The organism is Alcanivorax profundi, assembly GCF_003597125.1.
Taxonomy (GTDB): Bacteria; Pseudomonadota; Gammaproteobacteria; order Pseudomonadales; family Alcanivoracaceae; genus Alcanivorax; species Alcanivorax profundi.
Map to the genome: position 1 here is coordinate 741,881 of NZ_QYYA01000001.1, position 11,144 is coordinate 753,024.

Below are 11,144 nucleotides of genomic sequence, written 5' to 3' on the forward strand. Positions count from 1 at the left end.
GCGGTGACGCTAGTGGATCACTCAGCAGCATGAGGGTGCTGGCACCCCGCCTGATGCCGCCAGTCCTCGGCCAGCCCAAAGCGCAACTCGCCAGTGGTAATGGTGCTGGTGCCGGAAAAGAAGAACATGATCACCGTGATCAGTTGCAGGCTCAGTATGACTCCCGGCGTCCACAGCCCGGCAAACCCGGCTGCCAGACTGGGGGCAAGATCCGCATGGGCTGGCAGCACTATGCTGATGATCACGCCATAGAGTGCGGCCAGCATGGCCATACATTGGTAGGCCGAAAACAGTTTGCTGCCACCGCGATAATCGGCCCGCAAGGTCTCGGAGTACACCCGCCACAATTGGCTGCCGACCAGCGACAGGGCAAACGCCAGTGCAAACAGCCCATGGAAGAACAGTGACATGCAAATCAGGGCGAGGCTGGTGTAGACCACGCAGGTGACCGCCTGAATCGGGATAACGGGCACCGCTTCCATCTCACCTGCGAAGGCAATTTTCTTGGTCTTGCCGATAAACACATGGTTGAGGGTGGCAAACATCCGTTGTGCCCAACGGGGAGCTTTGCCGAGTGCCTGACCATAGCAGCAGCCAAAGCTGATACAGGCAAGACGGCCGATACCTTCCCCGACCACATAGGCAATGGACATGGCTGCCAGCATGGGCAGGGCAGGTAATGGGGTTTCCCACCAGCGTTGGCTAAGGGTGTCAGCCAGCCACAGGAACAACGGAGCAATCAATATACCTACAAAGCTGGCTCCGCCCACGGTGAAGCCGTGGCGGTTCTTTTCAACGATGGTGGCAATGATCTTGGCCGCGGGCAGACAGATCACCAATACCCCGGCAGTCAGGGCCAGCGCGGTCAGTAGCGACACCCCAGCGGCGGAGGTGAGCAGGATAAAACAGGCGACGCCACACCCTCCCGCCAGTCCGGTGAAGAGTCCATAGAAGGTCAGGTTTAACCCCTGCCAGGCACCGTCATGGCGTTTCTTGAGGGGAAGAGAGGCCACAAATTGCCAGCGCTCCTCCGGCAAGTGCCGAAACAGGAAACGAAAAGCCAGGGCAAGAAACAGGGCAACACCGAGCAGGAATCCGTCTGCAGCTGTCATCGTCAGTCTCCATCACGATTTCTGCACAGCGTGAGGGCCTGGCGGTGCAGGGCCGTGACAATGAGGTGACGTTTGCATGAAACCCCAGACACAAGGGACAAGGGGCTATCGAGGGACGCCTTAGTCGCGGTTGCGAAGAAAGCTTTCTGCAGCCTGCACGATCAGTTCGGTCACTGAGCGATCTTCCATCAGGGCCTGCATCTTGAGGCGCTTGTGCAAGTCGGCAGGGATATCAGCAGTAAGGCGACGGTAACCTTCGCGTACTGCACCCTGTCGGGAACGGGCTGAGGGCTTACGGTTTTGGGCGGAAGCGCTAGAGGGAGTGGCAGCACGGCGTTTACGCGGGCGTTGCTGTTCTTCAATACTGACGAAATCAATCTGTTCCATGGGCTGTGCCGGCACCGGTAAAAACAGCGCGAAGGGTACTGGAAAGCCCCTGAAATAGACAGGATTGACAGCAGATTTTATAGTGCAAAATCATGATTAAAAAAACGGAGTTGGCACTCAGCGACTGAATAAGCAGGGACGGCGCCAATTTCACCATTTGGGTTGGGGAGAACATGGAAAAAGTTGACGTGCTGGTCATCGGCAGTGGTTTCGGTGGCGCAGTAATGGCTTGCCGTATGGCAGAGAAGGGAAGCAAGGTTCTGGTACTGGAAAGAGGCCGTCGCTGGCTGGCGTCGGAATATCCGTCGGTTACTCAGCGCGATTGGTTCTGGGACGAAGACGAACCGGAAAAACAGAATGGCTGGATCGACTTCCGTTATTTTGGTGACATGAGTGTAGCCATGGGCGCCGGTGTGGGAGGTGGCTCACTGATCTATGCCAACGTCAGTATCGAGGCAAAGCCGCAAGCATTCGATCACGGCTGGCCGGAAGCCATTGACTACGCGACCCTGAAGCCGCACTACGACACTACCGGGGTGATGCTCAACGTACAGACCCTGCCTGAAAACCAGTGGACGCCGCGCACGCATTTGATGAAAGAGGCCGCTGAGGCAACCGGGGCCGGTGAACGGTTTATGGTTGTGCCCCAGGCGATCACCTTTAATCCAGACTGGTCCAGTGATCTTGATGATGCCTATGATGCGCGGCACAGCAAGCAGTGGACCAATGATCAGGGCAAACAGCAGGGGACCTGCACCCATTGCGGTAACTGCGATCTGGGCTGCCCGGTGCAGGCCAAGAACACCCTGGATCTGAATTATTTGGCAGCGGCTGAGAGTGCCGGAGCCGAGATTCGCCCGCTTCATCATGTGCGGACGATTCGCCCGTTGACTGGCGGCGGTTATGAAGTCCGCGCGCGAGATCTGGATGGGCAGTGCTGGCGTGTGTTCCGGGCAGAAAAAGTCATCGTGGCAGCCGGGTCTGTGGGATCGACGGAATTGCTGTTGCGCAACCGGGATCAGTACAAGACCCTGCCAAAACTCAGCCGGGCATTGGGGCATCAATGGTCTTGCAATGGTGACTTCGCCACCGCAGCAACCTACAAGGGCCGGTCGATTTCTCCGACCCGGGGACCGACAATCTCTTCAGCCATTGATTATCTCGATGGCAGTGACGGTGGGGCCCGGTATTTTGTCGAAGACGGCGGCATCCCTGATGTGATGGGCAGCATGCTGGACCGACTGGGCAAGGACCCGCGTTTCCGTGGAACCCGGCTTGGTAAGGCCATGCTGAAATACGGGCAAAGCAGTGACCCGTTTTCGGAAATGATGCCCTGGTTCGGGCAAGCCATGGATGATCCGGGCGGCCGCTTTTATCTTGGCCGTCGCTGGTACTGGCCCTGGAAACGAAACCATTTGAAACTCAACTGGGATTACCGCAAGGCAGAAAAGGCCGTCAATGGTTTGTCCGAGCGTCATCTCGCGCTGACTGCTGCCACAGGTGGGGATCCGTCAACACCTCCCAACTGGACCCTGTTCAAGGATCTGATCACTCCGCACCCGCTGGGCGGCTGCAATATGGCCGATAGTGTTGATACCGGGGTGGTGAATCATCGCGGGGAGGTGTTCAATTATCCCAATCTGTTTGTGATCGACGGCGCAATGGTACCGCGGGCCCTGGGGTTGAACCCGTCTCGAACCATTGCGGCACTGGCGGAATACGCTGCCAGTGAGATGCACTAATTAAGAAGGATTTGGTTATGAGCGATGCCCGTTTCAACGTGGTGTTTTCCGGCCAACTGGTTCGTGGTGCGGACCCGGCCACAGTGAAAGCCAATCTTGGCCGGGTGTTCAAGATGGATGCCGCCCGGGTTGAAAAGCTGTTTTCTGGCCAGCCCGTGGTGCTGAAGAAAGAGGCGGATCAGGCCACCGCCATGAAATTTCGGGCGGTGTTGAAGCAGGCGGGGGCGGAGTGCGAACTTAAGCCTTCAGCCCCTGCGGCGGCGCCGACATCACCGACACCGGTCAAGCAGGCAGGGACCGGCCCGGCGGAGGCAAAGGTATCCGGTGGTACCGCCTCTGATGCCGACCAAGAGAGTGGCGACCTGGAAACCGTAGGCACAATCCGCACTGGCGGGACAGGGTTCTCTGGATCTTTTACGGTGGCAGATGTGGGAGCTGACATGGATAACAGTGAGCATCAGCCGCCTCCGGATGCACCGGATGTGAGTCACTTGAGTATGGCGGCTGCTGGTGAAGACCTTGGCCAGAAAAAAGAGCAGAAAACAGAAGTTAATCCGGATATCAGCCATCTTTCCCTGAAAGACGACTAGTCCGCGAGCCCCTGTCGCTGAGTGGGTATGCCGCATGGCCCTCGTTCAAGGATTGTTTGCGACTGATTGAAACCCTTCGTGGCTATCGGATGTGGCTCCGAGCTGTTCCAGCAACTCGCGGCGACTTTGTAGTGCGGAATAGACCGGGCTGCTTTGCGGCACACTGATCATCAACTGCGCGAGGAGTTGTCGGGCGCCAGCGATATCTCGCTGCCGGATCAACTGGCTCAGCCGGGCAAAGGCATTACTATCGGTTTCCAGTGCGTCCAGTTCCTCTAGCTGGTCCGGATTCAGGGTGCGCTCGCGTGCCAGTTTGATCGCTCGACGGGCGCCACTGCTATCTCCCAGCTCCAGTAACTCCTTGATGGCGGCATAGTTTTCCTGAAGGTCTACCGGTGAGTTGTGCGGGGGGGCTGGTGTGGAGGGGACCGGGGTATTGGTTTCTTCCGGCTGCATTGCCGGCTGGGCTTCGATGAAGCCAGAGGAGATGTCTGCCTCAACCAATGTCAGAGTCCATTGACCAAGCGTACAGCCTGATGCCGTGGAGACATCAACTTGCCATTGTCCCCCGGGTTCCAGAGCAAGGTTGGCAAAACTTTTGGAAGACCAGGTGCGCCAGAAATCAGAACCTACCTCCAGACTTACATCAGCCACCCTCGTGTTGTTATAGCTCCAGCGATGATGCAACTCAGTTCCCTCCCCGTTGGTTACAGCGGTATAAAAAAACAGTTCGCTGAGGTTAACAGGAGCCTCAGTGAGTTCGCTGAGGGGCACGCGGTTTTGGACTGCTGACGTGAAAACTGCCACGGTCAGGGTTGGGCAGAGGATATCGCTCTCGGCTGGTGCTTCGGCCATCCCGGGTGTTGGTAACAGGCCTATGGCCAGTGCTGTCAGATAAGGTGCCCTCAGATAACCCACCGCATTTCCCCTGGTTGACACTGGCGCCCTTGGGGGCACCAGTGCATATCAGTTCATGTTTGTGTAAGGGTAGAGGCTTGGTGATAACAGGGCGTGGAACCAGGTCACGCAGGTAAGGCTTTGGAGAGGAAAAAGGCGCCGTTAATCGGAATCGTCACTATCGGGGCCATGGAAGACCAGGAACAATTCTTCCAGCAGGTCAGGGATGCTCAGAGCCATTTGCCGGACCAATTGTGTGTTATTCCAGATGTCATCGAGCGCTTCATCTTCATCCAGACCAGAAATCAACACAAAGGGCAGCAGCATTTCAGCCATGGTGGATTCGTCGTCCTGATACCAGGTGTCTTCGTCGGCGAAAACGCCTGTCATGAAGCCAGCGCACCAGCTAGCCAGGTCCTGACCATCTTCTTCCTGGTAAGGATCGAGCAGGCATGGAAGGTTGATTGGTTCGCCACTGGTAAGCTGTGATTCGAGTCGCTGGCACAAATCGTTAAGCGCGGCTTTGACATTCTCTGGGACGTCCAATTCCAGCAGCTCACTGTAATTGATGTCGTCAAAGGCAGGCCCAACGGCAAGAGCGCACAGCAGGCCATGCAGTTCTGTCCAGGTAGGGGCGTCTTCGCCAAGACTCTGGAAATGTTTGCGAACGGTGTTTTTGAGGCTGGGATTGGTTATGTCTGACATGGGCCCTCCAAGGTCAGCAAGGATAGCGGTACTGGCGCGAGCAGGAAACCGCAAATCGGCAGCTTATTCCCCGGTCAGATGAATTCGGTTACGACCAGCGGCTTTGGCTTCATAAAGCGCGGTATCGGCACGATGGGTGAATGACTCGGCGGATTCCCCTTTTTGGTAGGCCGCAAGTCCTGCAGAAAAGGAGGTTTGCATGGCACCAGAAAAACCGAAATCCTGGGAGGCAAAGGCGTCACGAAGGCGCTCCATGGCAGCCATGCAGGCTTGCTTGGACGCATGAGGGAACAGCACAACAAATTCCTCTCCCCCGTAGCGGGCCAACAAGTCCGAGCGTCGCAGCCCCTGGCTGGCCAAATTGCTGAAGCGGCACAGCACTTCGTCCCCGGCTGCATGGCCGTATTGATCGTTAACCTGCTTGAAGTGATCCAGGTCGATAATGGCAAGGTGCAAGGCGCTGCCATTGCGTTCGGCAAGGGACATCTCTTCGTCTAGCCTTTCAAGGAAATGTCGTCGGTTGTACAGACCGGTGAGTTCGTCACGTATGGCGATTGCCGAAAGCCGCTCGTGGGCTTCTCGAAGGCTTTCTCGTTGGTCCCGAACCCGGGTCTGGAGGTTATGAATATAACCTCCAACATAGATAAACCAGCACAAGCCCAGTGCCAGAATTATCCAGTGACCGATCAGGTAGGAAAACACCACAGAATGCGGAGAAGTGGATAATTCGAAGACCTGGAGCCCGGTGAAGCAGGTGAGGGTGAAAAGGGCCATCAGCATCAGGCCGCGGCGATCCAGCGCGAAGACGCCGAAGGTCATGACCATGAAATAGATACTGAGCATGGCGCCACGCAGTTCACGCGAGAAATACAGGATGGCGGTGGTGGCCAGGATGCCGGTGGCCATCTGCAGAAAGGTCAGGCTGGGGTCCTTCAGCCGTTCACTGCAGCCGCTGCGGATCATGAGGTAGAAAAGAGCGTTGATCCCGTAGAGCCAGCCAAAGATCAACGCATGCGGGGTGCCTGGCTCAAAAGCACTCAGCTGAACACCAAGAAAAGTGCCCATCCAAAGTAACAGGTAGGAGTAGAGCGCCATAAACTGGCGGCGTAGCCGGATGGCCCGCTCCGGCGGATTGCTGGGGATCAGGATAAACACGAAGCCACAAAATCCTTGTGAAGAGTGTTGTTTTATTTTTCGACAACTTTACCGTTTTTATCGTCCGAGGTCACAGTCCTTGTCATTGTTCACTGTAGACAATCGCTGGCAGACTGTGGATATCAAACAAACGTTTGATTGCTGACGATAATCACTATGAGGTTCGGTATGGATTCAGCTCCGTTCGATCTAACACTCACTGAAGAGCAACGTATTACCCGCGAGAACATGCTCCGCTTTGCGCGTGACACGCTGTCACCCGCGGCCAGGGCTGCCGATGATGCCGCCAGTCCTGACGCTGCCCTGGTGGCAGGCATTCAGGAATTCGGTCTGGCGTTGATGCCCATTCCCGAAGCGCTGGGCGGGGTCGGTATGCCGCGTTCCCCGCTTTCCAATGCGTTGGCGTGTGAGGACCTTGGGCAGGGCGACATGTCCCATACCCTTGCTGCCCTGCAGACCATGGGGGTGGTGAATGTGCTGGTCGAAGGGGGTAGCGAGGAACAGCAGGAGCGCCTGTTGCCCGGGCTGGCCAGCGGTGAAGCGGGCCAGGCCGCCGTTGCACTGACCGAGCCCCGGGCAACCTTCGAGCCTACGGAGTTGGCCACCCAGGCTGTGAGCGAAGGTAGTGAGTATCGTCTAAATGGCACCAAGAGCCTGATCCCCATGGGGGAGGCGTGCGGATTGTTTGTGGTAGTGGCTGCCACAGAGTCGGGCCCGGCCGGTTTTCTGGTGTCCAGCGATCTTCCCGGGGTCAGCGTCAAGGCCGAGCCGGCCATGGGGCTTCGCAGTGCCGCACTGGCCACTCTGGAGCTACAGGATGTGGCGGTCAGCGAGGCAGACAGGCTCTCGGGCTTTGATTTGCCGCGCCTGCAGGCGTTGTCATGGATCGGGCAGTGTGCCTTGGCGGTGGGGTGCTGCCAGGCGGTGCTGGATTACAGCATCCCCTATGTGAAAGAACGCAAGGCATTTGGCGAGCCCATCGCCTGGCGTCAGTCAGTGGCGTTCATGGTGGCGGACATCGGTATCGAACTGGAAGGCATGCGCTTGTTGATGTTGCGGGCGGCCAGCCGGGCGGAGCAGGGGTTGTCGTTCTATCGCGAGGCCTACCTGGCCCATCTGCAATGCATGGAGAAAGCCATGCAGATCGGCACCAACGGTATTCAGCTGTTCGGCGGAGCCGGCTTCGTCCGCGATTACCCGCTGGAAATGTGGTACCGCAACCTGCGCAGCATTGCCGTGCTGCACGGCAGCCTCGTCGTATAAGGAGACCGACATGATCAATCTCGAACTTCCGCAAAAATTGACCCAGGTGCAGCAAATGGCCCAGCAGCTGGCCAGTGGTGTCTTCCGACCGATCTCCCGCAAGTACGACGCCATTGAGCATTGCGATACCCCGGAAGAGCTCAAGCCGGTGGCGCAGATGATGGCCGCCATGAGTGGCGGCGGCAAAAAAGGCAGTGGCAAAGGCTCCGATGGCATTAAAAACGGGGCCAACATGATGGGGATCATGGGCGTTGAGGCCATGTGCTGGGGCGACGTGGGCTTGATGCTGTCTATCCCCGGGAGTGGTCTGGGTAACGCGGCGATCTCGGCGGTAGGCACTCCGGAACAGAAGCAGCAGTACGGCAAACTCTACTGTGCCATGGCGATCACCGAGCCGGGGGCCGGGTCCGATTCCGCGGCCATCAGCACCACGGCGGTGCGTGACGGCGATGAGTGGATCCTGAATGGCGAAAAGATCTATTGCACGGGCGGGCAGCGTTGCGATGCCGTGGTGGTATGGGCAACCCTGGACAAAGCGTTGGGCAAGGCGGCGATCAAGTCATTCATTGTGCCCCGTGATAACCCGGGCATGAGTTTGGTGCGGGTGGAAGACAAGATGGGCCTGCGGGTCTCGGATACGGCGGCATTGTCGCTCAACGATTGCCGGATCCCGGTAGACCATGTGCTGGGCTCAGCGGAGATCGCCGACACGGAAGAGGCGCGCAAAAAAGCCTTTGGTGGGGTCATGCAGACCTTCGATAACACCCGTCCCCAGGTGGCCGCCATGGCATTGGGGGTTGCCCGTGCCGCATTGGAAATAACTCGTGAAATCTATGAAAAAGAGCAGGTTAGCGCTGATTTCTCGAAACTGCCTTATAACTCCACGGCCCGTGAACTGGAACTGTATCGGCTGGAGGCGGATCTTGAGGCGGCACGACTGATGACGCTGAAAGCGGCCTGGATGGCCGACAACGGTCAGCCCAATTCGAAGGAAGCCTCCATGTGCAAGGCCAAGGCGGGGCGCATGGGCAATGAGGTGACCCTCAAATGCGTTGCGCTGTGTGGTGAGCTTGGGTATTCCGAGCGCACCCTGCTGGAAAAGCTGGCCCGTGACTCCAAGATCATCGACATCTTCGAAGGCACCCAGCAAATCCAGCAACTTATCGTGGCGCGGCATCTTCTGGGGTTGTCGTCCAAGGAGCTGAAATAGCTGGCTTCGAACGGGCTCCGCTTGCCGGGTGAGAAAACCGGTTCGTCAGACGTCTGAAGTCGGACGTCTGACGCGAAAGACAGAAAACCCGTCGTCCCGAGCAAGCAGGCCCTGAAGCTGTACCCTTGCGAGTCGGGTTGGCGCGTCAGATTGCCGACGTCTGACGCCCGACCAGAGCAAACCACATAAGCGTCCCTGAAATCCGCGAAGAACCTTTGGTTTTCCCTCCGATCCCATTACCCTCTGCGGTACTCATATTCTGGGAGACGGCAGTATGTCCAACAGCCTGGCAGGCAAGATTGTCTGGATTACCGGTGCCTCTTCGGGCATTGGTGAAGCAGTGGCCAAGTCCTTTGCCCGTCGCGGGGCGCGGCTGGTGTTGTCAGCCCGTCGTGAGGCGGAGCTTGAGCGGGTTCGTGAAACCCTGGTCAATGCGCAGCAACATCTGATATTGCCATTGGATCTGGCAGACAGCGGCGCCATGCCAGCCGCGGTGCAGGCCGTGCGCGAGCGCTTCGGTGGGCTGGATATCCTGGTGCACAATGGCGGCATTTCCCAGCGTTCACGCGTGGCAGACACCGATCTGGCGGTAGACCGTCGCATCATGGAAGTGAACTTCTTTGGCACGGTTGCGCTGACCAAGGAGGTATTGCCCTGGTTCCGTGAGCAGGGGGAAGGGCGCTTTGTGGTCATCACCTCCCTGGTCGGCGAGTTACCCACACCGCTGCGCAGTGCTTACAGCGCCAGTAAACATGCCCTGCACGGTTTCTTTGAATCCCTGGGAGCAGAAGAATACGACAATGGCTTGCGGGTCACCCTGGTGATGCCCGGTTTCGTGCGAACCCAGGTCTCTGTCAATGCGCTCACTGCGGATGGCTCAGCCCAGGGCAGCATGGATGATGCCCAGTTGAGTGCCATGCCGGCCGAAGAATGCGCTGAACGGTTGCTCAAGGCCGTGCAGCAAGGCCGTGATCAGGTTATCATCGCCGGCCGCGAAAAGGCCGGTGTGTACCTGAAACGCTGGTCTCCGCCCCTGTATCGACGACTGATCCGGAAGATGAAGGTCACCTGATGTCAGATAGCCTCGACGCCAAGAAAAAGACGCGCTTCAACAAGCTGCAGAAAAAGCTGCGGCGGGAAGTGGGCCGTGCCATTGCCGACTTCAACATGATCAGTGAAGGCGACAAGGTGATGGTGTGCCTGTCTGGCGGCAAGGATTCCTACACCATGCTGGAAATCCTCCGCAATCTGCAGCATTCCGCGCCGGTAAACTTCGAGCTGGTGGCGGTGAACCTGGATCAGAAACAACCGGGTTTCCCCGAGCACATCCTGCCAGAGTATCTGGAGAAAGAGGGGGTGGCGTACCACATCCTGGAAAAGGACACCTATTCCATCGTCAAGGAGAAGGTGCCGGAGGGCAAGACCACCTGCAGTCTGTGCTCGCGCCTGCGTCGCGGCAGCTTGTATGGCTTTGCCGAAGAGATTGGCGCCAACAAGATTGCCCTGGGTCATCACCGTGACGATATCGTCGAAACCCTGTTCCTGAATATGTTCTACGGCGGCAAGATGAAGGCCATGCCACCGAAGCTGCGCAGTGATGACAACCGCAATATTGTTATCCGTCCGCTGGCATACTGTCGCGAGAAGGACATTGTGGAATTCTCCGGCCTGAAGGATTTCCCGATCATTCCCTGCAACCTGTGTGGTTCCCAGGAAAACCTGCAGCGTCAGGTGATCAAGGAGATGCTGCAAAAATGGGATCGGGAACAGCCGGGGCGGATCGAGAATATCTTTGCTGCGGTACAGAACATTGCCCCGTCCCAGCTGGCTGATACTCGCCTGTTTGATTTTGAACATCTTGAGCAGGGCCAGCAGCGGGGTGGCGAGCAGGCACATCGCCTTGACGTGGTCAACCTTTTCGGTTGATCGCAGACTCGCCAGTCACGCTAAATTATGTCACTAAACATGATTCGTGGCCGCGTTTCGGCTAGAATGCCCACCGATTTTTTCGCGAGCAGCCGTGTCTGGCTGTATTCTCGCAATAGCACCCCCCGGGCTTGATATGGTTGCCTGATCCGCTCAC

Annotated in this window: 11 protein-coding genes; 6 read left to right on the forward strand and 5 right to left on the reverse strand. The window is 57.6% G+C overall.

Annotated elements, in window-relative coordinates; translation table 11 throughout:
- Positions 1-17: 17 nt before the first annotated feature.
- The gene (locus D4A39_RS03470; RefSeq protein WP_022984348.1) at positions 18-1,112 is read right to left on the reverse strand and encodes a prolipoprotein diacylglyceryl transferase family protein; all 1,095 of its coding nucleotides are present in this window, start codon (positions 1,110-1,112) and stop codon (positions 18-20) included.
- Positions 1,113-1,232: 120 nt separating this feature from the next.
- Entirely contained in the window at positions 1,233-1,499 is a 267-nt protein-coding gene (locus D4A39_RS03475) for a hypothetical protein (RefSeq protein WP_022984349.1), read from the reverse strand.
- A gap of 173 nt (positions 1,500-1,672) precedes the next feature.
- Between D4A39_RS03475 and D4A39_RS03480 the strand changes: the two genes are divergently transcribed.
- The gene (locus D4A39_RS03480) at positions 1,673-3,241 is read left to right on the forward strand and encodes a GMC oxidoreductase (RefSeq protein ID WP_119917486.1); all 1,569 of its coding nucleotides are present in this window, start codon (positions 1,673-1,675) and stop codon (positions 3,239-3,241) included.
- 17 nt (positions 3,242-3,258) lie between these two features.
- Entirely contained in the window at positions 3,259-3,831 is a 573-nt protein-coding gene (locus tag D4A39_RS03485) for a hypothetical protein (RefSeq protein WP_119917487.1), read from the forward strand.
- 45 nt (positions 3,832-3,876) lie between these two features.
- Here the strand turns inward: D4A39_RS03485 and D4A39_RS03490 are convergent, their stop codons facing one another.
- The 3 genes from D4A39_RS03490 to D4A39_RS03500 form a co-directional block, all read right to left on the reverse strand.
- A complete protein-coding gene (locus D4A39_RS03490) occupies positions 3,877-4,686 on the reverse strand; it encodes a DUF2914 domain-containing protein (protein ID WP_119917488.1) in 810 nt (269 codons plus the stop codon).
- A gap of 204 nt (positions 4,687-4,890) precedes the next feature.
- On the reverse strand, positions 4,891-5,433 hold the full coding sequence (locus D4A39_RS03495; protein WP_119917489.1) for a YecA/YgfB family protein: 543 nt from the start codon (positions 5,431-5,433) through the stop codon (positions 4,891-4,893).
- A 63-nt stretch (positions 5,434-5,496) separates the two neighbouring features.
- On the reverse strand, positions 5,497-6,588 hold the full coding sequence (locus D4A39_RS03500; RefSeq protein ID WP_233552396.1) for a GGDEF domain-containing protein: 1,092 nt from the start codon (positions 6,586-6,588) through the stop codon (positions 5,497-5,499).
- 168 nt (positions 6,589-6,756) lie between these two features.
- Here D4A39_RS03500 and D4A39_RS03505 point away from each other — a divergent pair, with 168 nt between their 5' ends.
- The 4 genes from D4A39_RS03505 (at position 6,757) to ttcA (ending at position 10,987) form a co-directional block, all read left to right on the forward strand.
- Entirely contained in the window at positions 6,757-7,851 is a 1,095-nt protein-coding gene (locus tag D4A39_RS03505) for an acyl-CoA dehydrogenase family protein (RefSeq protein ID WP_119917490.1), read from the forward strand.
- Positions 7,852-7,861: 10 nt separating this feature from the next.
- The gene (locus tag D4A39_RS03510; RefSeq protein WP_022984356.1) at positions 7,862-9,061 is read left to right on the forward strand and encodes an acyl-CoA dehydrogenase family protein; all 1,200 of its coding nucleotides are present in this window, start codon (positions 7,862-7,864) and stop codon (positions 9,059-9,061) included.
- 274 nt (positions 9,062-9,335) lie between these two features.
- Positions 9,336-10,133, forward strand: a complete 798-nt coding sequence (locus D4A39_RS03515; RefSeq protein WP_119917491.1) for an SDR family oxidoreductase — start codon at positions 9,336-9,338, stop codon at positions 10,131-10,133.
- Complete coding sequence (gene ttcA / locus D4A39_RS03520) at positions 10,133-10,987, forward strand: tRNA 2-thiocytidine(32) synthetase TtcA (protein WP_119917492.1); 855 nt, start codon at positions 10,133-10,135, stop codon at positions 10,985-10,987. Before D4A39_RS03515 ends, ttcA begins: the two co-directional genes overlap by 1 nt.
- Positions 10,988-11,144: the final 157 nt, after the last annotated feature.